Annotated in this window: 15 protein-coding genes; 13 read left to right on the plus strand and 2 right to left on the minus strand. The window is 45.6% G+C overall.

Features of this window, described 5'->3' with window-relative positions; all coding sequences use genetic code 11:
- The first annotated feature begins 9 nt into the window (after positions 1–9).
- The 5 genes from CLV59_RS02370 (at position 10) to CLV59_RS02390 (ending at position 12,888) form a co-directional block, all read left to right on the plus strand.
- A complete protein-coding gene (locus CLV59_RS02370) occupies positions 10–1,584 on the plus strand; it encodes a SusD/RagB family nutrient-binding outer membrane lipoprotein (RefSeq protein ID WP_111590391.1) in 1,575 nt (524 codons plus the stop codon).
- A 702-nt stretch (positions 1,585–2,286) separates the two neighbouring features.
- Entirely contained in the window at positions 2,287–5,571 is a 3,285-nt protein-coding gene (locus tag CLV59_RS02375; RefSeq protein ID WP_111590392.1) for a SusC/RagA family TonB-linked outer membrane protein, read from the plus strand.
- 18 nt (positions 5,572–5,589) lie between these two features.
- The gene (locus CLV59_RS02380; protein ID WP_111590393.1) at positions 5,590–7,305 is read left to right on the plus strand and encodes a SusD/RagB family nutrient-binding outer membrane lipoprotein; all 1,716 of its coding nucleotides are present in this window, start codon (positions 5,590–5,592) and stop codon (positions 7,303–7,305) included.
- Positions 7,306–7,900: 595 nt separating this feature from the next.
- Entirely contained in the window at positions 7,901–11,158 is a 3,258-nt protein-coding gene (locus tag CLV59_RS02385) for a SusC/RagA family TonB-linked outer membrane protein (RefSeq protein WP_111590394.1), read from the plus strand.
- Positions 11,159–11,187: 29 nt separating this feature from the next.
- Positions 11,188–12,888 (plus strand): SusD/RagB family nutrient-binding outer membrane lipoprotein, encoded by a 1,701-nt coding sequence (locus CLV59_RS02390; protein WP_170137629.1) that lies wholly within the window; start codon positions 11,188–11,190, stop codon positions 12,886–12,888.
- A gap of 402 nt (positions 12,889–13,290) precedes the next feature.
- On the opposite strand, the gene mutS is transcribed toward CLV59_RS02390, so the two are convergent.
- Positions 13,291–15,900, minus strand: coding sequence for a DNA mismatch repair protein MutS (gene mutS / locus CLV59_RS02395; RefSeq protein WP_111590396.1), 2,610 nt, complete (start codon positions 15,898–15,900; stop codon positions 13,291–13,293).
- A gap of 46 nt (positions 15,901–15,946) precedes the next feature.
- On the opposite strand from mutS, the gene CLV59_RS02400 reads away from it, so the two are divergent.
- The 8 genes from CLV59_RS02400 (at position 15,947) to CLV59_RS02435 (ending at position 21,868) form a co-directional block, all read left to right on the plus strand.
- Positions 15,947–16,483 carry an RNA methyltransferase gene (locus CLV59_RS02400; RefSeq protein ID WP_111590951.1) on the plus strand — a complete coding sequence of 179 codons (537 nt, stop codon included), beginning with the start codon at positions 15,947–15,949 and terminating at the stop codon, positions 16,481–16,483.
- A 16-nt stretch (positions 16,484–16,499) separates the two neighbouring features.
- Positions 16,500–17,366: a UbiA-like polyprenyltransferase gene (locus tag CLV59_RS02405; RefSeq protein WP_111590397.1), complete on the plus strand. Its 867-nt coding sequence runs from the start codon at positions 16,500–16,502 to the stop codon at positions 17,364–17,366.
- 29 nt (positions 17,367–17,395) lie between these two features.
- Positions 17,396–17,815, plus strand: coding sequence for a Holliday junction resolvase RuvX (gene ruvX, locus CLV59_RS02410; protein ID WP_111590398.1), 420 nt, complete (start codon positions 17,396–17,398; stop codon positions 17,813–17,815).
- 30 nt (positions 17,816–17,845) lie between these two features.
- Entirely contained in the window at positions 17,846–18,424 is a 579-nt protein-coding gene (def, locus tag CLV59_RS02415) for a peptide deformylase (protein ID WP_111590399.1), read from the plus strand.
- Positions 18,425–18,586: 162 nt separating this feature from the next.
- A complete protein-coding gene (locus tag CLV59_RS02420) occupies positions 18,587–19,063 on the plus strand; it encodes an RNA polymerase sigma factor (protein WP_245950747.1) in 477 nt (158 codons plus the stop codon).
- 5 nt (positions 19,064–19,068) lie between these two features.
- Complete coding sequence (locus tag CLV59_RS02425) at positions 19,069–19,968, plus strand: anti-sigma factor (RefSeq protein WP_111590401.1); 900 nt, start codon at positions 19,069–19,071, stop codon at positions 19,966–19,968.
- A gap of 246 nt (positions 19,969–20,214) precedes the next feature.
- A complete protein-coding gene (locus CLV59_RS02430) occupies positions 20,215–20,820 on the plus strand; it encodes an anti-sigma factor (protein WP_111590402.1) in 606 nt (201 codons plus the stop codon).
- 100 nt (positions 20,821–20,920) lie between these two features.
- Positions 20,921–21,868, plus strand: coding sequence for a hypothetical protein (locus CLV59_RS02435; protein WP_111590403.1), 948 nt, complete (start codon positions 20,921–20,923; stop codon positions 21,866–21,868).
- Here CLV59_RS02435 and CLV59_RS02440 read toward each other — a convergent pair.
- Positions 21,865–23,490: a gliding motility-associated C-terminal domain-containing protein gene (locus CLV59_RS02440; protein WP_170137630.1), complete on the minus strand. Its 1,626-nt coding sequence runs from the start codon at positions 23,488–23,490 to the stop codon at positions 21,865–21,867. The genes CLV59_RS02435 and CLV59_RS02440 overlap by 4 nt on opposite strands.
- Positions 23,491–23,504: the final 14 nt, after the last annotated feature.

The raw sequence follows: 23,504 nt of genomic DNA on the forward strand, positions 1-23,504 counted from the left end.
AGCCAGATTATGATTCGCACTACCTATAAAATGTTGATAGTACTGGCCCTGGCAGGTATAACAAGCATGTTGGCGTGTACTAAAAATTTTGAGAAAGTAAATACAGATCCCACCTCAGCACCAAATGTTACACCCAATATTTTGTTGACCAAAGGGCTGTTGTTTGTCTCCGGCGGAGAATATGAAGCATGGCGCGCCAATTTGATTTACTGCTCCATGATGATACAGCATTTTTCTTCGTTGAGTCTGACTTATGTTGGAGATAAATATCTCTACAACGACGATTACTCCGGAGCGGCTTTCAATTCGTTCTTTCCGAACGCAACCAAGATACTAAGCATTATTATCACCAATACAGACAATGATCCATCCAGCGCGAATGTCAATGCCATGGCACGTATTGCCAGAGTGATAGTATTGCAGCGTATAACGGATTTGTATGGAGACATACCCTATTCTGAAGCATCGAAGGGATACACTAATCAAAATTTTTACCCCGCATATGATCACCAGGACGCCATTTATGCTGGCTTTGCCGCAGAACTGGAAAAGGCGGCAGGTATGCTGGATGAAACAAAAGTGAATCCCGGTTCTGCGGATATCTCCGGCTATGGCGGTTCTCCAACGCAATGGAAGAAACTGGCCTACTCCCTCATGTTACGGGTGGGCATGCGCCTGTCGAAGAAGTCTGACCCAACACAGGCAAAAACTATTGTGCAGAAAGCAATTGCTGGTGGCGTGTTTACGGATCGTACAGATATATTCTATATCAAACATGCGGAAGGCGATTATGATAATCCCAATAGTCATGTAATCGGTACGTATAATAATGCGCGTCAGCAGACCGGGAAAGACAACTTGTCCATAAAGTACAGCAAGTCTTTCATCACTATGTTGCAGACCAAAAATGATCCTCGTTTACAGATCATCAGCGAGTTGCCGAAGCCCGATTCCACCCCTGGAGGAAGCGATGTGCCTGCGTTACAAAAAGGATTACCTAACGGTTACGATAACACGTCTGATCCTGTATACGGCATTGCCTCCGTGGGAGACCCGAATCTGGCGCATTACTCGCAGCCCAAGCAATATTTGGCACTACCTAATACGCCGAACATTTTCATTACGTATTCAGAAGTACAGCTGATGTTGGCGGAAGCGGCAGCGAGGGGCTGGACCAGCGGTTCTCCCACTGGCTACTTCATAGAAGGCGTGAGGGCGGGCATCTGGCAATATACCCTTTATTCCCCCGCCATTGTCTATGATGATGCAGGGGCTACGGCATACGCCACTGCACAATCGGCCGCACTGGGAGGAGGATTAACGGCCCAGTTGCAGGCAATCAATGAACAATATTACATCACTACTTTACTCAATGAATATGAAGCCTATGCTAATTGGAGGCGTACGGGTTATCCTGTGCTAACGCCTACCAATTACAAGAATAATGAAACGAACGGCCAGATTCCGCGCCGATTGCGGTATCCACGGGGAGAGTATAACTCCAATGGCACACACGTAAATGCAGCAAATGCGATACAAGGGCCGGATCTGTTTACTACGCCCATGTGGTGGGATAAACCCTGAGGGAATAGCGGTTTACAAAACAAGTGCCCGGAATCTCTTTGATTTCGGGCATTTGCGTTTTTAGCAGTGTGTATTTTGTACGCAATCAGAATATTTTCCTAGTGCAAAAAAATTTTAACAAAATGTTTTGGAGTCATGAAAACTTTGACTAAGTTTGATATTGGAAAGCATTCTATGATATTCTAATCCCGAACGCTTTCTTTTTTTAGATGCTTTAGCTAAAACGTTTTACTACTGCATTTACAGAACTTACAGCTTTACACCGAGAGAACCGAAATCGAAGAATAAAACAGAGCCAAAATCAAATAAAAGAATTAGTACTTAGTTGAGAGAGTAGTGTAGCAAGAGATCCTAAAACAATACCAACGAAATAATTAAAATGGGTTAAAAGGAGATTCGTTTATTTAATTTATCAACCAGTATTAGCGTTTCAATGCACGTAAGATTCCAACCTGATGACCAGGAGGACAATGCCATGCCTCTTGTATCCACAGAATAACAAGGAAAAAACATTGTGAACGAAAAGTAGTGAAATGGATATACCACAATACCTGTGGTAAGGAGTACTGTACCTGTTTAATACTGTTTTGATCCCAGCGCTTTCAAAACCGGTTTTTCCAAAAAGAAAAATAGCGGCATGACATTGCTATGCACAGTGCTGCCGCTTCTGTTCACTTATCTGTTATCTTAAATCAGTAAACCATGAAAAGATCGCTACAATTACTTGCGGTCCTTTTGGCGCTCTGTTGCCAAATCGTTTTAGCGCAGGACAAACGTAACATCGCCGGCGTTGTACACGATGCCAAAGGAAACCCATTACCAGGGGTTACAATTCTGGAAAAAGGTACCAAATCCGGTACAACAACTGATCTCAACGGAAAATTTTCTATTGCTGTTGCACCTGGCGCCATCATCCAGGTTTCTATGGTAGGTTATGGCAAAACAGAAGTAGCCACTACCGCTAAAACATCATATGATATCTTACTCGAAGACGATGCGAAAGGTCTGAACGAAGTGGTGGTAACGGCACTGGGTATCAAACAAAGTCGTAAATCCCTCGGGTACGCTGTCTCCTCCATCAAAGGAGATGAACTTACCCAGGCAGGTACTACCCTCAACCCGGTACAAGCCCTCTATGGTAAAGCTGCGGGCGTTGGCGTTATCGCCGGTTCCGCTGGTCCTATGGGCGGTATCAACATCAAAGTACGTGGCGCTGCAAGCTTGACGGAAGGCGCTAACAACCGCCCTCTGATCGTTGTGGACGGTGTGGTAATCCGCGATGCAAATACCAGCATGGCTTCCCGTAACTATGATCCACTGCACTCTGTTGACTATGGTACTGGTATCAACGATATCAACCCTGATGATATCGAGTCTATCGACATCCTGAAAGGCGCAAAAGCGACCGCTCTCTATGGCGAGAAAGGCGCTAACGGCGTTATGATGATCACCACTAAAAGTGGCTCTCATGCTAAAGGATTCGGTGTAACCTTGTCGCACCAACGCACCATCGAACAACCCGTTAACTATATCGATTTCCAAAACGAATACGGTTCCGGTCTTACTCCTTATGATACCGCCTATACTTACATCAATGGCGTAAAAACAAGGAAAGTAAACCCTAGCCGCTTCAGCTTCGGTCCTAAGTTCACTGGCGAACCAATGCAATACTTCGACGGTACAATCCGCCCTTATAGCGCTGTACCTAATAACTTCATGAGCCTCTTCCAGAACGGTAGCTCCAACAGAACCAACGTGGCTATCTCCGGCGCAAGCGATAAAGGTAGCATGCGCCTGTCCTACACCAACTTCGGTTACGATGATATCCTGGAAAACTCCTGGCAGAAACAAAACACTTTCAGCTTCAACGGTACTATGAAGGCGTCTAAATTTGCAACCTTCGAAGTAACCTCCAACCTGTACAGTGTGAAATCCAATAACCGCCGTCCTTCTATCGATGGACTGGTAGCTTGGGGTATGAACCGCGAATATCCACTGGCACAACTCCGCCAATACTACCGCGATTCTACCGGCCACAGACCAAACCTGGACGCTGCTGGTCTGCCTAATATGATCACTAAAATGTTCGACTTCTGGTGGAATCAGTACGATAACTTCAATACCGATACCAAACTTCACCTGATCTCTTCTGCTAAAGCAACCCTGAACTTTACCAAAGATTTATCTATGGTAACATTTGCTGGTGTGGATTATACCAATACAGATTTTATCAGCATGGAAAAAGAAACCAGAATCTATCCTAAGATCGCTGGCGGTACTTACTCCATGCAACGTGATAACTACACTATCCAGACTTACCAGTCATACCTCAACTACAACCACGATTTCTCCAACGATCTGCACTTGTATGCAATGGCGGGTGGTTATGTACAACAGGATAACTATAACAGCATCTTCGCCAGCACCACCGGCGGCTTCCGCGTACCTGGATGGTTCTCCCTGGACAACAGCGCCAGCTTCCCTGATCTGGGCTCAGCTGGTAAAGCAAGAAGAGCTTCCAGAGGTAGCAGCATCACTTACAGCTCATTTGGTACTTTACAAATGTCCTGGAAAGATCGCTACTTCGTAGAAGGTACCGGCCGTATGGACTGGAACTCTACCCTGTATCCTAAAAACAACCACTACTTCTATCCAAGCTTGTCCTTCACCTGGGACTTCACCAAGGATATCCACATCCCTAAACTGAACTACGGTAAATTCCGTATCGGTTGGGCAGACGTAGGTAGAGGCGCAAGCAGCAACTACTTCGCATACAGATACTATGATGTAAACAGTATCGTTGGCTATAACAACGCTACCACCATCATCGGCATGGAATCCATGTTCGCCAATGAACTGTTGCCAGAACGTAAACGTGAGTATGAAACTGGTTTCGAAGCAGGTTTCTTTCCAAAGAGCCGCCTGTCTATCGACTTCTCCTTCTATACCAACAACGTATACAACCAGATCATGGGTGTAAACCTGTCCAATACCACCGGCAACACGCAGATCCGTATCAATGCGGGTAACGTGAAAAACTGGGGTTATGAACTGGGCCTGAAAGGCACGCCAATCCTGACCAAAGATCTCACCTGGACAGTAGGTATCACTGCTGCTACCCAACGTTCCAAAGTATTGAAACTGTACCCTGGTATTTCTACCAACCCAATCAGCGGTAATGCCGGTTTCAAAGTGGTAGCAAAAGAAGGTCGTCCGGTAAATGAAATTCAGATGTTCGATTATCTGAAAGATGATAATGGAAACAAAGTTGTTAATGCAAACGGTCTGTATCAACTGAGCAATACCATGAGCACTGTAGGTAATACACAGGCGAAAGTATTGGGCGGCGTTTACTCTGATCTTAACTACAAAGGCGTATCACTGCACATTGGTCTGGACTACAAATTCGGCGGACAGATCTTCTCCTATACCAACTACTACATGACAGGTCTGGGTGTTACTAAAAATACCCTCGCTTACAGAGATACAGAACATGGCGGTTTAACTTACTATGTAGATAAAACTACCGGTAAAAACACTGCATGGACTAACGGTCAGCCTGCACCTGCACAAGCAAAAGATGGCAAACTGTACTTTGATGGTATGATCCTCGACGGTGTGAAACAAACAACTGACGGAAGTGGCAATACTAAATATGAGAAAAACGATATCATCACTTCTGCTACCAGCTACTACCAGACTTACATCAACGATCTGAGCACAGCTTGGGGACCAGACAGACTTTTCAAAAACGATTATATCAAATTGCGTGAACTGGCTGTTTCTTACGACCTGCCTCGCCGCTGGTTACAACCAATCCACCTGCAGTCTGTAAAAGTTACTGCCGCTGCACGTAACCTGTTCTACCTGTACAAAACATTACCAAACGTAGATCCTGAGTCCACACTGGGTTCCGATATCTTCATCGAAAACTCATTCTATCCATCTACGCGTACTTACAGTCTTGGTGTAAATGTTAGTTTCTAATTTGATAAATGCTGACAAATGAAAATTAATCTCTCTAAAATACTCATTGGCTTATGTCTTGGCGTATCGCTGACATCCTGCCAGAAAGAACTGGAAGACCAGTTCAAGAATCCTGAAAAATCGAATCCGCCATTAGATCAGAAATGGTCTGGTATGTTTACCGCTACCCTGTATGGTTGGAAATTATATGTAGGCGACTATGGAGAATGGTACTGGATGCTGAACAGCGGTACCGGTATTCCAGGTTACGCGCAGATTTCACAGCGTTATATCACCTCCCGTTACTCCTGGTTCAATACCTATGATGATTTGAAAACCGGTAATGGTTTCAGTGACAGCGGTATCAATGATTTCTTCAACAGCTTCTACAAGAATACCCGTAACTACGGAGAGATGAGAGACATGGTGGCTACAGCCCCTGCTGATCAGAAGAATGAAGCGATGTTCTACCTGAAACTTACAACTGTCGTAAGAGATTTTGGTGCGCTGAAACTCATCGACCTGGTAAATAACGTGCCTTTCACACAAGCATGGCAGGGCGCTGCAGGAGTATTCTTCCCGCAGTATGATGATGCGCAGAAAACCACAGAATCGATTCTGGGTGAACTGAAAAGTATTGCAGACACGCTTCCTACCTTGTACAATAATCTCTCTGTTGCTGGCAAGTCTGATTTTGTTAAACAAGATTTTGCAGCCAAAGGAGATGTGAACATGTGGATACAATATATCAGCATGCTCCGTATTCGTTATGCAGTGCGTATTGCAGGTGTAAATACTACGCTTGCTAAACAGATCCTGACGGAAGAATTAGCAAAGCCAAGACCTACCAAAGATATCGTCTGGCAGATGCCTTTCACTGCTGATCCACTGAGCGGCGGTACCTGGGAACGTGGCTGGTACGAAAATGCCTTCGCTGGTTTCGTTCCAAACACTATCCTGAAACGCATGAACTTTGGTACTAATGCTTATGAACCAGGAATAGACGATCCACGCCTGCCTGTTATCGCAATGCCTACCAAATTCAACGACTACCGTGGCGTATCTTATAATTCCGATGCACAGGATGCACCATATGCAGCAGGAGAGAAGTATTATCCATATGCAGACGACTTGCCTTCTTCCCTGGCACAGAACGCTAAATCCATGTACAACCATGCTACCTATTGCCGCAATACCATGCCTGGCAACTGGATGACTTTAGGTGAACTGGACCTGCTCCTGGCTGAAATTGAACTGAAAGGACTGGGTGCTACCGGCAAAACGCCAGGTGAACATATCCAGAATGCAGTTATCCACTCTACTGCTTATTGGTACTGGGTGAATGGCCTGAGCGCTTATCAGAAAAATACCGTGCTGCACCCAGCTGCTCCTGATGCCGCAACGGTAGCCACTTACGCTACTGTTGTACGCACCAAATTTGAAGCTGCCAGCACCGTGGAAGATAAAATGGAAATCCTGATGCAACAGAAATATATCCATCTGAACCTTCCAGGAACCATGGAACTGTTTGCGGAACTGCGTCGTACCAGACATCCTAAACTGGAGCCATTCACATTCGGTGGTAAAGCCATGAAACCAGTGGCAGAAAGAATTCGCTATCCAAACAGCGAACTCCAGACCAATACCGACAATTATCTGAAAGTGAAAGCGCAAGACAACTACATCACGCCGATCTTCTGGGTGCCTGCCGATAAACGTGCGGAATCCTATTATCGCGACGATTATAATTATTAAACTTTTCCTTTATAAGCGAGTTAGCCCCAAAAGGAAACTGTATCGAAGTACATTCATACTTTTCGATCAAAAAAACAAAAAAGGAAATGACGTCCATGACGTCATTTCCTTTTTTAATTCCGCTTTTTCCTGTCTAATATCCCCACTGGTGTTATTTTAATTTATCGATATATTATTTTCACTCTGATAACAAACAGTTAACAGAAAATAAAAAAATTGTTAATTCTTTTTTGACAATCTCAGAATTATATCTATGTTTGGTTTGTTATTTTCAGCGAATAACAGAGAATCTGTAACGTGAATTTTGAAAATTGTGAAGACGATGTACTACAGGTTTTTTTTATCAGTAGTTTGCTAAAACGTTTTACTACTGGTGGTTTACCATCTGGGCTGAAAAATAATGCCAACGGAATGCCAGGCACGCGATGCCGATATATTAGTAAAGGATATTATTTAGAGACGGAAACTTTTCGAGGACGGAAACCAAAATGCTTAACGGAACCTATTCCACATTGGAAGGATAACTGTATGGTAGTAGCCTCCTGTATCTTGATGTGACTGACTCACTTGTAATAAATTAAACCAAAAGGAAACTATGCGAAGATCACTTCTTCTCGCCACGTTGCTATTTTTATGCTGCGCCGTTACTGCATGGGCACAGAATAAGAAAGCTATTACGGGTACCGTAAAAGATGAAAAAGGAACACTGCTGCCTGGTGTAACAGTGAAAGAAAAAGGCACCGCCAACGGAACGATGTCCGCCGCCGACGGTTCCTTCAAAATCTCAATTACTCCTAACGCTACACTGGTACTGTCCTTCATCGGATATGCCAACCAGGAAGTAGCTGTAGGCGATCAGTCTTCCATCTCCGTTGTACTGAAAGAAGATAATAAAAACCTGAACGAAGTTGTCGTAACGGCAATGGGTATGAAACGCGAATCGCGCAAACTGGGTTATGCGATCACTGAACTGAAAGGTAATGATCTCGCTAAATCCAACCAGGTAAACCCGGTTTCTGCCCTCCAGGGTAAAGTGGCCGGTGTGGATATCTCCAGCGCTGCCGGTGGTCCTCAAGCTGCTCCTCGTATCGTACTGCGTGGCGCCAAAACCCTGACTGGTAAAGACCAGCCTATCTTCGTTATCGATGGGGTGATCTTCGAAAATGATGTTACTGCTAACGACGTAAACTTCGGTAACGTTCTGAAAAATATGAACCCGGATGACTATGAGTCAGTTTCTGTGCTGAAAGGCGCCGCTGCTACTGCATTGTACGGTTCCCGCGCTATCAACGGCGCTATCCTCATCACCACCAAAAAAGGGGTGACCAGAAAAGGTATCGGCGTAAACGTAAGCCAGACCGTTCAGCTGGAAAAAGTATATCGTGGTCCTATCGATATGCAGAATACCTATGGTCAGGGTATCGACGGGTTATATGATAACCAGTGGGGTTACAGCTTCGGCTCCAAAATGGACGGAAGCGATGTGAAACTTCCTGACGGTTCTACCGCTAAATATGTACCGCAACCTAACAACGTAACTGATCTTTACCAAACCGGTAAATATTATAATACGAACGTTTCCATGGAAGGTGGTAACGACAAAGGTACTTTCCGCCTGTCTTACTCTCACCTGGATAACAACTCTGTTTCTCCAAACAACAGCTTCGGCAGAAACACTATCTCTTTCAAAGGCTCCCAGACTATCTCTAAAGTACTGAGCGCTGACCTGGGCGTAACCTATGCCAATTCAAAAACATTAAACCCTGACCGTCAGGGTGGTGACTATACCAGCTACAACATTGGTCGTAAATGGGTATATATTTTCCCACGTAACTATAATCCTAACTACTGGAACCAGCCACAGAACTATACCGGTCCTAACGGCGGCCGTGCCAGTACAGGTACTCACCCAGGTGCAGATTACTTCTTCCAGAATGCTTATAACAGCTGGACCAGAAAAGAAAACCTCTTCATGGGCAACATTGCTGTAAACGTAACTGCTACTGACTGGCTGAAATTCATCCTGAAATCTAACTTCTCTAACGAACAATCTGCTGATCAACGTAAAGAAGCTGGTACCGGTCCTAACTTTACTGGTTCTGATGGATTCTACAGTGAAGCTGGTGTAAACAAAACACAATATACCTTTACCGGCCTCGCTCAGATTACTCCTAAAGTGGGTAAAAGATGGGAAGGTTCTATGCTGACACTGGGTACTGAAACCTGGAACAGCGGTATCGGTAAACAATATAATAACTATACCGATGGTGGGCTGCGTATCCCATTCATGTACGATCTGAGCAATGGTGTGAACCTTAAACTTAACAACGATCCACTGTTGCGCAAACGTATCAACTCCATGTTCTTTGCTGCCAGCTTCAGCTACAACAATGAACTGTTCCTGGATGTAACCGGCCGTAATGACTGGTCTTCCGCACTGACTTACCCTAAAGGCAGCCTCGGAAAAACTTCCAATTCTTACTTCTATCCTTCTGTAAGTGCTGCATGGGAATTCACTCAGACGCTGAAAAACAGCATGCCTTCCTGGATTACATATGGTAAACTCCGTGCTTCATTTGCAATGGTAGGTGGTGATACTGATCCTTACACTATCAACGCCGGTTACTATAACTCAGATATCTTCAATGGTGCCAGCAGCAGTGCATCCTCATTGCCACTGATCACCTTCTATCCAAACGGTCAACTGCCTAACATGGCACTGAAACCTTCTATCGCGAAAAGCTGGGAGTTCGGTGCTAACGTTCGTTTCCTGAACAACAGACTGGGCATCGATGCGGCATGGTATCGTACTGTAACCACCAACCAGATTATTCCGCTGACAACTACACAGGAAAGTGGTGTTACCGGTCGCTGGATCAATGCAGGTGCAATGATGAACAGAGGTCTGGAAATCGCGATCAACGGTACTCCTGTTCAAGGTAAAAACTTTACTTGGGATGTAACCCTGAACGGTAGCCGTAACAAAAATAAAATCCTCGAACTGGCTCCTGGCGTAAATACTTACACACTGGGCAGCGATCAGAACGTGGATGCAATTGCACAGGTAGGCGGCGCTTATGGCGACCTGGTAACCGACTATGGTTACACCCGCAATGCTGCCGGTCAGCCAATCATTACCCTGAACGGCGCTGGTGCAGATTTCCCTGCTCAATTCAAACGTGGCCATGCTGTAGTAGGTAATATTCAGCCTAACTGGAACCTGGGCCTCCAAAACCAGTTCAATTATAAAAACTGGTCACTGGGCGTACTCGTACAGGCTCGTATCGGTGGCGACTTCTTCTCTGCTTCTCACCAGTATGGTACCGGTAAAGGTAATACTGCTAATACCGAATACGGTCGTGATGCTGCACACGGTGGCCTGTCCTGGACAGATGCTTCCGGTCGTAAACGTGACGATGGTATGCTGCCTGATGGCGTTCTCGCTGATGGTACTACTGTTCAGGTGGATGGTAAAGATGTTAACATCGGTGGCATGACTTACAAAGATGCTTACGCTAAAGGTTATGTAACTGCGCTTACTCCAATGCAGTACTACGGTATGATCGGCGACTGGGGTATCGGTATCCGCGAAGCTTCAGTGTTTGATGCTTCTTATGTTGCACTGCGTGAAATTTCTCTGGGCTATTCTCTGCCTAAAGAACTGGTGCAACGCTGGAAAATGACCAGCCTCCGCGTGTCTCTCGTAGGTCGTAACCTGGGTTACCTGTTCAACAACCTGCCTGATCACATCAATCCGGAAGCTGTTCGTAACAACGCAACATTTGCATTCTCTGAATATGGCGCCGTTCCGTTCATCCGTAACTTCGGTGCAACTATCCAGATCGGATTCTAATCATGCTGTTTAACTCAAACAAATTTAAAATGAAGACTATAAATAAATTAGGAATTGGTGCAGCACTGGTTGGTTTAACCCTGGCATCCTGTACCAAAGGATTCGAGGATCTGAACCAGAGTCCGAAAGTGAGTCCTACCACTTCTCCCGAAATGATGCTCACCCTTCCTGGAAAAGCAATCGTTGATCGCGACTTTATGTGGTTCTACGATTGCTACCAATACCAAATGCAATGGATGCAATATGGCGTTCCTGCACCTGGGACTTCCCTGGGCCGTCTGTTTAGTCCGGAGAATACCAACGATTTTTACAATGCTTTCTATAAGAACATCGGTCCAAACCTGGTAGATATTGATTCTACCATCAGCAAAATGCCGGAAGCTACCCGCGCTAACTTGGCTGAAATCGTGGCTATTGCTAAAGTGATGAAGGTTTATTCTGCATGGAGAGTTTCCGATGCAAATGGTAGCATTCCTTATACGAAAGCTTTTGGCGCTCGTTATAATGGTACTTTAACCCCTGAATACGATAGCCAGGAGAACCTGTTTGATGTCTGGGAAGCGGATCTGAAAGCTGCACTCGCTTCTTTCAACGCTAAACTGCCTAATCAGCTGAAGGCAAGTGGCTATGATATCTTCTATAATGGAGACGCGACTAAATGGGCAAAGGCTGCGAATGTGCTGCGTCTGAAACTGGCTATGCGCCTGATGAAGAGAAATCCACAGAAGGCTACTGCTATCGCGCAGGATGTAATGACTAACGCTGCTGGTCTCTTCACCAGTAATGCTGATGAATGGAATTTTGTTTCCAATCCTAACAGCTTCGCAAGAAGTGGTAACTGGAACATGGCTAACAGTCCACTCGTAGGTTCAAAAGGCATTATTGATTACATGGTAGCCAATAATGACCCTCGTTTGCCACTGTTCTACGAAAAGAACGGTTATACCAAAGCGGCGTTCGACTCCCTGGTTGCAGGTGGTGTACTCGCTCCCGGTTCCGTATATCCAAACCAACAATTTGTAGGTGCTCCGGCTTCTCCTGATAAACGTAAAGATCCTGCTTATGCCGGTTTCTTCGCAGTGAGAAACTACTCTATGACCTTCAATGGTAAAACAGTAGCAAGAGCTATCGACACCGTTTCTTATGTACAACACCGTCTCTTCAACTCAGAAGCAGAAGGTCGTATAGCAGGTGTCTACACACAACCTATTCTGACCTATGCCGAGCAATGCTTCATGATTGCTGAGCTGTCCGTTCGCGGTATTATCAGTGGTCAGGATGCTGCTACCTGGTATAATAAAGGTATCAGAGCTTCTGTGGGCGCTTACAATGATATGGGCCGTCTGGCTACTATTCAGGACTATACACCCGTTAACAACGCAGATATAGATGCCTATATCGCAGGTGCAAACGTAGCACTGACAGGTAACCAGACTTCTGATCTGGAAAAAATCGATATCCAGATCTTCCTGAATCACTTCAAATCTCCTTGGGAAGCTTGGGGTTCCTGGAAAAGAACCGGTTATCCTAAAGCTGGTGGTATCCTGAACCTGGAACCAATGGTTTCAAACGGTGCTACCATGACCCTACCTCGTCGTTGGGCACTGCCTCGTCCTACGGTTGCAGAACAACAACCTAACTGGCAGAACGCTATCAGCGATATGCAGAAAACCGGTGAATACGGCGATATGAACGATTATACCGGCCGTGTATGGTGGGATATGAAATAAGTAATCATTTTGTGATGATTAGATAGTACAGTAAAGAGTGAAGAAGAATCCTCCGCCTAGGCGGAGGATTTCTTTTTTCTCGCAAAGCAACAAAGCAGCAAAGCAGCAAAGGATTAGAGCAAAGATTGAAGTCTGATTGTTTCTCGCAAAGTGCGCAAAGGGCAAAGGATGATGTTTTGTTGTTTGTTTAAGCCCGCAATGCTTTTGAATGTACTTGCCCTTTATTAGAAAAACTAAAAAAGTAAAATGAGCTAGTAGTTAAATTCTTTGCGAGCTTCTTTAAAATAACAAAACATAATCCTTTGCCCCTTTGCGTTCTTTGCGAGAAACATTCAGACTTCAATCTCTGCTCTAATCTTTTGCTGTTTTGCTGCCCTGCTGCTCTGCGAGCAAAAACGCCACCTATCCGATCATACTCTTAATCTCATTCAGTTTCAGCAAAGCCTCCACTGGCGTCAATCTGTTGATATCCACGCTTTCCAGCCGATCACGTATCTCCTTAAATGTATCGCTATGGGCATCAAATATATTCAGCTGCAACTTCTGTGAAGACGTAGCAATGTTTTTTATATTCTGCTGGAATGCGCCATCAATATGCTTCTCTTCCAGTTGTGCCAGTACTTCATTGGCCCTGTTAATCAGCTCCGGCGGCATACCAGCCATTCTGGCTACATGAATACCAAAGCTATGCCTGCTGCCACCCGGCGCCAGTTTGCGCAGGAATATAATCTTGTTCCCCGACTCCATATTGGTAATATGGTAGTTTTTCACCCTTCCTAATTTTGCTTCCAGCTCATTCAGTTCATGATAGTGCGTAGCAAAAAGAGTTTTAGGCCGATGACCGCTCATGTCGTGCAGATATTCCACAATGCTCCAGGCAATGGAAATACCATCGTAAGTACTGGTGCCACGCCCGATTTCGTCCAGGATGACCAGACTTCTTGGCGTAATACTGTTGACAATACTGGCCGTTTCATTCATTTCCACCATGAAAGTAGACTCGCCACCACTCAGGTTATCAGATGCGCCTACCCGGGTAAAGATTTTATCTGTCAGACCAATTTCCGCGGACGCGGCAGGCACAAAACTACCCATATGCGCCATCAGCGTAATCAACGCTGTTTGTCGCAATAAAGCAGATTTACCACTCATATTAGGCCCAGTCAGAATGATGATCTGTTGCTCCTCTTTATCCAGGGTAATATCATTGGCAACATAAGCTTCGCCTGCTGGCAATCCTCTTTCAATCACCGGATGACGCCCTTCTTTTATCAGCAGTTCGTATCCATCCGTAATCTGAGGTCTGCGATATTTATACTGCACGGCATTATGCGCAAAACATAACAGGCAGTCGATCCGGCCAAATACCTGTGCATCGGTCTGTATCGGTTCAATATATTTTTGCAGATCAGCCAGAAGCTCATCAAAGAGTCTTGTTTCCAGCACAAGGATTTTATCCTCTGCGCCTACAATCTTCTCTTCGTACTCTTTCAGTTCCGGCGTAATATACCTTTCCGCATTCGCCAACGTCTGTTTACGGATCCAGGTGTCGGGCACCTTGTTTTTATGGGTATTGGTTACTTCCAGGTAATAGCCGAAAACGTTGTTGAAGGCTATTTTCAGGGAAGGAATGCCGGTAGCTTCGGATTCTTTTTGCTGTATCTGGAGGAGATAATCTTTCCCTTTGGTGGCAATGGCTCTCAGGTCATCCAGCTCTTTGTTCACGCCATCTCTCATCACGCCGCCCTTATTCACCAGTACCGGAGGATTCTCCATTACCTCATTGAGAATGCGGTCCAAAATACCCGGACAGGTATCCAGCTTGGCTTTCAGCCGTTCCAGGTAGTCGTTTGTATTTCTTCCCAGCAAGGTTTTAACGGCAGCCACCTGTTGTAAGGCTCTGGCGAGCTGCATGACTTCCCTGGGGTTGATTTTTTTCAGTGGTATTTTAGATACGAGTCGCTCCAGATCGCCTGTCTGCTTCAGATGTCCGCGTAAATCGTTTGCCAGCGCAGATTCTTTGATCAGGTATTCCACCGTATCCAGGCGTTCGTTGATACGATCCTTCTGACGGAGTGGAAATACCAGCCAGCGTTTAAGAAGACGCGCACCCATAGGAGTGACAGTGTTATCCAGGGTTTTGAGCAGGGTGTGCCCATTTTCCACGCTGCTGTTGAGCAGTTCGAGGTTCCGCACTGTAAAGCGGTCCATCCAGAGGAAATCATCCTGGTCTATACGCTGAATGCGTGTGATATGCTGGAGATTCGGATGTTCCGTATCCTTCAGGTAATGAAGTGTAGCGCCGGCCGCAATAGTGGCGGCATTCAGTCCTTCCACCCCAAAGCCTTTCAGGGAATGTGTCTGGAATTGTTTCAGGAGGATTTCTTCCGCATAGGTAGTGGTAAAAATCCATTCTTCCAGAGTATATGTATAGAAGCGGGTACCAAAGGTAGCCTTGAAGTTCTTTTGTTGCTGACGGGCAAACAATACCTCTGCAGGGCGGAAGCTCTGGAGGAGCTTATCCACATATTCAATACTGCCTTCGGCCACAAAAAATTCGCCCGTAGAAATATCCAGGAAGGATACGCCGGTCACCTCTCCGCCGAAATGTACTGCCGCCAGGAAGTTATTGCTGGCGTTTTCCAGGAGTTTATCATTCACGGCTACTCCAGGGGTCACCATTTCCGTTACGCCACGTTTAACGATACCTTTTACCGTTTTGGGGTCTTCCAGCTGATCGCATACCGCCACCCGGTAACCGGCTTTTACCAGTTTGTGAAGGTAAGTATCCAGTGCATGATGGGGAAAGCCTGCCAGGTCAACATAGCTTGCAGATCCATTAGCCCTTTTTGTCAGTACAATTCCCAGTACTTGCGCGGCAATGACCGCATCTTCATTGAATGTTTCATAAAAGTCGCCCACACGGAACAGTAGCACGGCATCGGGATATCTTTCCTTGATGGCTTTGTGCTGTAGCATGAGCGGGGTTTCTTCCGATTTGCTTTTTGCCATGGCGCAAATATATAAAACTCAACCCATCCTGTTATCTTTGCAGGCAATGAGAAAACTTAGCATGGATGAATTAGGCCGTAAAACCGTGGAGGAATTTAAGGCCGCCAATAAAACGCCTGTTGTCCTGGTGATGGACAATATCCGGAGCATGCACAATGTGGGCTCCGTTTTTCGTACCGCCGACGCCTTTCTGTTACAGGGGATTATCCTTTGCGGCTATACGCCGGTACCGCCTCACAGGGATATCCATAAAACAGCCCTGGGAGCCACTGAAACGGTAGAATGGCAATATGCAACCACTACAATGGAAGCTGTAAAAGACTTACAGGAAGCGGGTTACAAAGTGATGGCAGTAGAACAGGCAGTTAACAGCGTACGCCTGGATCATTTTCAGCCAGGTACCGATCAGCCACTGGCACTGGTTTTCGGTAATGAAGTGAGCGGGGTAGACGGAGATGTAATGAAAGCGGTGGACGGTTGCATAGAAATTCCGCAACTGGGGATGAAACATTCCCTCAATATTTCGGTGACAACCGGTATTGTGGTTTGGGATATCTTTGTAAAACTACAAGCTAACCATTAAATATTTTTATTTACATATGTATACAACTATAAATAAATATCTGTCACTTGTAAAATTTGCGCATACCATCTTCGCGATGCCTTTTGCGCTGATAGGCTTTGTGATGGCTATCCAGAGGGGAGGAGGCAGCTTTAGCTGGGCTACTTTCGGACTGGTGCTACTCTGCATGGTATTCGCCCGCAGTGCCGCTATGGCATTCAACCGCTGGCTGGACGTAGATATCGATAAACTGAATCCCCGTACCGCCAAGCGCGAGATTCCTGCCGGCATTATCTCCAAAAAGAATGCAATGGCCTTTATCCTGGGCAATGTGATATTATTTATAGCCACCACCTGGTTTATCAATCCCATTTGCTTCTACTTATCTCCGGTGGCCCTGCTGGTAGTGTTGGGCTATAGCTATACAAAGCGTTTTACCGCCCTTTGCCACCTGGTGCTGGGTGTGGGCCTTTCCCTGGCTCCAATCGGCGCTTACCTGGCCGTTACAGGCCAATTTGCCATATTGCCGGTGATGGTATCCGTACTGGTCTTATGCTGGGTATCCGGTTTCGATATCATTTACTCCCTCCAGGATGAAGATTTTGACCGTTCCCAACAGCTGAACTCTATTCCTGCCTGGTTGGGCTTATCTGGCGCACTGCGTTTCTCCGAAGTACTGCACGTCATTGCAGCCGCCCTGGTGATCACAATCGGCGTCGTAGGTCACTTCCACTGGCTGTACTGGATAGGGGCCGCTACCTTTGTAAGCATGCTCGTGTCTCAACATATGCTGGTAAAACCTAGCGACCTGAGCAGGATCAACATTATGTTTATGACCACAAATGGTATTGCCAGCGTGGTATTTGCCGTTTTTGCTATCGCAGACATGTTGTTCCTGGGATAATACTTTTACACTTATTAAAAATTGATGATATGCCACGTATTATGGCGATTGACTACGGGAAGAAGAGAACGGGGCTGGCAGTGACAGATCCCCTGCAACTGATTGCCAGTGGCCTTACCACCGTGTCTACACACGACCTGATCCCTTACCTGAAGAAATACTTTGCGGCTGAAGCAGTAGAAACCATTGTCATCGGGGAACCTAAAAACCTGGATGGCACCGCCACAGATGCCACGGCCCTGGTAACAGAATGCATCCGCATCCTGAAAAAGAACTTCCCGGATATCCCGGTAGTGAAGATGGACGAACGTTTTACTTCCAAGATGGCTTTCCAGAGTATGCTGGACAGCGGCTTGAAGAAGAAAGACCGCCAGAACAAAGCCCTGGTAGACGAAATCAGCGCTACCATCATCCTGCAGGAATACATGCAGCGGGAAAAAAAGATATAAATTTGTAATTTAAACCAAGTCATAAGAATCATGATATTGCCAATAGTAGCTTACGGACATCCGGTACTGAGAAAGGTTGCGGAAGATATTACGCCGGAATACCCGGGGTTAACAGAACTTATCGCCAATATGTGGCAGACCATGTATGCCTCCAATGGAGTAGGTATTGCGGCGCCTCAGATCAATAAAGCGATTCGCCTGTTTGTGGTGGACTCCAAACAAATTATTGAGAGCCTGGAAGAAGACGAAAAAAATGACTACCCTGGCGATGAAGGCGTTAAAGAAGTATTCATCAATGCGCATATCGTGGAAACCGGCGGTAAAGAATGGCCTTACAACGAAGGATGCCTGAGTATCCCTAAAGTAAGAGAAGATGTAGATCGCCCGCAAACAGTTACCCTCAGCTATATGGACGAAAATTTCCAACCACAGGAAAAAACTTTCACCGGCGTTACTGCCCGCGTTATTCTGCACGAATATGATCATATAGATGGCGTATTATTCATCGATCATCTTAAACCACTGAAACGCAGGATGTTGAAAAGCAAACTCGACGATATTACCAAAGGAAAGATTAGGGTTGATTACAAAATGTCTTTCCCGAAATAGGAAAATATTTTGTAATGTAAATAAAACCTGTTATTTTGGACATACATATCCAGACATCCATCAAAGATTAACATCCATATCCTCTTGGGCGCTACGTTTACATACACTGAAGCTGAACTGGTTCAGGGCCTCAAAGCCAGGGACGAAAAAATATTCAGCTATTTGTACGATCATTATTCCCCTGCACTATATGGTGTGGCCCTTAAGGTCATTACAGATGAAACCACTGCCGGCGACGTCCTGCAGGAAGTATTCGTAAAGATCTGGCGTAGTATTGATAAATACGATGCTTCTAAGGGCCGTCTTTTCACCTGGATGCTGAATATAGCACGAAACACCGCCATAGATAGTTTGCGGTCCAAAGCATATAAACTGGAGCAGAAAATTACGGACGTTAACAATCATGCATTGATGTATGAACCCCAAATGGCTGTACACCTCCAAGTAGATCACCTCGGCCTCAGCAAAGCAGTCGAATTGCTCCAAAAAGAACAAAGAATCATTATTGACCTGGCGTACTTCAAAGGTTGTACCCAGGAGGAAATAGCAAAAGTACTTGACATACCACTGGGTACAGTGAAAACCCGGATGCGCAATGCCATCATGCAATTGCGTGGCCTCTTAAAACAACAATTGTAAACTGCGTGGACATAAACCGTTACATATCCTCAGGTGTGCTGGAAAGCTATGTGTATGGTCTGCTTCCAGATGAAGAACACTCGGAAGTGGAAGCCATAGTTTTGCGATATCCGGAGGTTCGTTTGGTAGTCAATAATCTGCAACAACAATTGGAGGACTTCGTGCATAACTACGCCGTAACCCCTCCGCCCGCCCTCAAAGCCCAGTTGCTGGATATGATCCATAACGAATCTACCCCGGAAGGCGAAGCACTACTCCCTGAAGAACTACGATTGAATACCCATATGGTATCCAATCAGAAAGCCGCTCCCCCTCCAGCCGCTTTCACCGCCATACCCGGCAAAAAAAAAGCTAGGGACCGAATCTGGAAATACCTAGCGGCAGCATGCATACTTATCCTCGTTATCAGTGCAAGTATCAACCTCTTTCTCCTAAAAGATTCTACCGATTATAAAGGCCGCTACCAGCGACTCATCGCAGCACAACAGAAAATTGATGCCGATAAATCACTGGAGTCCAACCAAACGGCCAGCTTCCGTGAAACAGAAGGAGATGAATCTCTGATGAACGATCCCGCTGTAATCTGGGTGAAAACCTCCGGATACGGCCACCACAACGCAGGAGCCGCCTCCCTCGGATGGGATAAGAAATCCAGAGAAGTCTATTTCATCAACTGGCAACTGCCAGAACCCCCGGAAAATAAACAATTTCATATATGGTCCGTTTCTGACCATCAATTGCAAGACGCTGGAATGCCGGAAATCAACAGATCCAATACCGGTAAACTCCAGCACATGAGAAGAGTCATAGAGAATCCTAAAGCCTTTGTGATCACCCTCGAACCAAAAGGTGATTCCACCGGCCCCGACGACGCGGAAATCTTTCAAACCGCCAAATTCAAGTAGTGGATACCATGGAATGTTCAGAATAATACGTGTCTCCCTACTACTATATATACCCACATTAGCCATTTATCAGATACAAAGTTGATTTATTGTACAGCCCTGTTGTTGTTGTTTTGTGTGACGTCATAAACATGTTACCATTGCCCCTGCGTGCAATCGTATCCCTCGTAGCAATATATCAGGGCCCGGTAACAGTTGTTGGAAACGTTTATTAAACCAAATCCATAAACTAAAACAATTCCGTAAATGGAACAACACAAATTCACCCCAGCCGATGCCCTGGCAAAGCCTATGGAAGAACCCAAAGGCCTATCCTGGAAATCCATTGCTGCCCTCTCTTTCCTGTTGCTGATCGTCAGCCTGGTGCTCAACTATTTCTTCTTTAACCGCTGGAAAGAATTCCGCGATTATAAAGACAAATATCAGGCACTCTTAGTATCCCAAAACTCCATCCAGTCCAAAAACGAGCTGTATAAAACTCGCCTCGAACAACTGGAACAATCACTCAACATCATGGAAGATCCTGCTGTGATGAAAGTGAAAATGCCTGGTACCAAACTGAAACCTGATGCGGTAGCCACCGTATTCTGGAATACCCAAAGCAAACAAGTATACCTGAAGGTGAATAACCTCCCAGAACCAGCGGCCGATAAACAATACCAACTGTGGGCTATCGTAGACGGCAAACCAATTGATATGGGCGTGTTTGACATGGGCGATACCGCTAAACTCCTCCAGAAAATGAAGATAACAGACAAAGTACAAATGTTTGCTGTTACCCTCGAACAGAAAGGTGGTGCCGTTCAACCAACACTTGAACAAATGTACGTAGCCGGGAAAATTCCAGGCTGATCCAAATAAATAGTATTTTTTTTGAAAGCTGGCATCGGCGCTTTTCAGCGCTTTTGCCAGCTTTCGCTTTGTTACTTCCCCTATTTCATTAACTTGCGGTATGTCCAATCGCCTGAAAAGTATACTCGTCACCGTTATATTATGCAGCTCCGTGCATGCGCTCAAAGCCCAGGATACTGCCCATTACAAAGGAATGACCATCAACCTGGATGAAGTCACCGTAGCCGCTAAGAAAATAGGATTCGATATAAACAGCTTCATTAAAAGGGTGGAAGATGATACTACTTTCTACAGAGCCTTCAAAAATCTCCATATAGTAGGATTTACCGGCGATAACGACATTCGCATCTACGATAAGAAAGGACAAGTGGAAGCTTCCCTGAAAAGTACTACCCTTCAGGAAATGAAAGGACGATGCCGCACCATGCAGGTCACCAGTGAAAATGTAACCGGCGATTTCTATGACCGTAAAGGCAATTACAATTACTACACCGCTGAACTGTACGCCAACCTATTCTTCACGAAAGGAACAGTATGTGTAGATGACAACGGCAACACACCCGAGCGCTCCAATGGCTCACTCGCCAAACATAAAGCCCAGCTGAAACAACTGATCTTTAATCCTGGTAAACCCGTGCGCGGCGTGCCTATCGTAGGCAATAAAGTAGCCATCTTCAACTCCGATGTAATGCGGTATTATGATTTCTCTATCCGCTCTGAAAATTATGTCAATGGCATTCCCTGCTACGTTTTCACCGCTAAAGCAAAAGCTGATCTGGGTCGGATGGACAGAGGAGAAATTGTAATCGATGAACTGATTACCTGGTTCAATAAAGATAATTTTGAAATTGTAGGGAGAAAATATGCGCTCTCTTATAAAACTTTTCTGTTCGACTTCAACGTACAAATGAATGTGCAAATGACGAAGTTCAACGACCTCCTCATTCCTTCTCTGGTTACATATGCAGGAACCTGGAATGTGGCCTTCAAAAAGAGAGAAACTGCGGCTTTTATCGCCAAATTCCACAATTTTACTGGTAGCAATTAATACACAACGGTTACAGCGCCACTGACGTGAACTGCTTGTTGCGTATCCTTGTCTACATAATCAACAACATATACGTAAGTTCCCATAGCTACTGGCTCTCCCCGGTAAGTACCCCGCCATCCTACCTGAGGATCGGTGGTATAAAACATCCTTTCGCCCCAGCGATTGTAAATACTCATCTGGAAAATCGCCAACGGACAACGATATACCGGCCGGAAATAATCATTTCGGCCATCCCCGTTGGGCGTAAATGCATTAGGGAAAAATACCGTACACGAACATTCTGTATATCTCACTACCACAGAATCCACTGTTTTCCCGCATTCATTATAACCACTCACACTATACACACCCGGTTTGGTCACCGTAAATACCGGTACACTGGTACTGTCCTGCCACTTAAAGTTGCCGCCAGCTCCCCTTGGATAAAGGGTATAAGGCGTACCGCGACATAAAATAGTATCCATACCCAGATTAGCTCTCAGGGTATCGACATAAGAAACGTGAATAGTATCGAAAGACTCGCATCTTCCAATCTGAGCATGTACATAATAATTGCCAGGCTTAGTTACGTAGTAGGTGGCCTGGTCGGAATTATCCTGCCAGGTATAGGTGCCATTTCCAAAATCGGCCGTCAACACCAGGAAATTACCCTGGCAAAGGGTAGTATCATTCCCCAGATTGATTTTACGAAGTCTGTTATAGTTCACAAAAATCGTGTCTACTACGCTGCAGGTATGATTGATTTCCACCAATGCCCATACATCGCCTTCCGTGTTAACTGTCACGGATGGAGCAGTAGAACCCGTACTCCATAGCCAGGCAGTAGCCTCCGGTATTTTTGGCGCCAGCGTCACAGATTCACCCGGACATAACAACGTATCCGGTCCTAACGAGAACGGATATTCCGGACCTGTGAACGTGACGGTCTTGCTATAAAACATCGAAGGACACCCTTCCGGATAAACAGTTACAGAGTAAGTGCCTGAAGTACGTACATCCTGCACTGGTTCCGTATTACCGGTATTCCACAGGTAGGTACAGTTTTGTGCAGTGGCATCCAGCTGAATGTTTTCATTGGTACAAAGCACCAGATCCGGCCCCAGATCAATCTTAGGGATCGGCGTGAAAAACACATTCACAGAATCTTTGATGAGGCAGCCATCAATTTTCAATTTATAAGTATCGCTGGTATCGGCGAGGATAGAAGATTGCGTGGAGCTGTCCTGCCATAAATAATTAACGCCCGGAATAACAGGTCCCTGAATCAGCATACTACCGCCTTCACAAAGGGTTACATCCTGTGGGCCGAAGTCATACACAACCGGAGTAACGATCGTAATCGGTTGACTAACGGTTTGGGATACGCCGTTCGTCCAGGTGGTCAGCGTAACCGTATACGTGCCTGTACTGGTGTAAATATGATAGGCTTTTTTGATACTGGCAGAGGAATCCTTACCTGCACTACCAGGATCTCCGAAATGCCATTTGACGGAATCTATGCCGGTAGTGTTCTTGATAGCGAAATAGACGCTGTCATTTACACAGGTGGAATTAAAAGTAAATGTCTGTGCGGTTGCAAGGAACGGACATACGAGTAGCATGACCAATATCAGGGGCATGCAACATAGATAGT

Source organism: Chitinophaga dinghuensis, from assembly GCF_003259435.1.
In the GTDB taxonomy this organism is placed as follows: domain Bacteria; phylum Bacteroidota; class Bacteroidia; order Chitinophagales; family Chitinophagaceae; genus Chitinophaga; species Chitinophaga dinghuensis.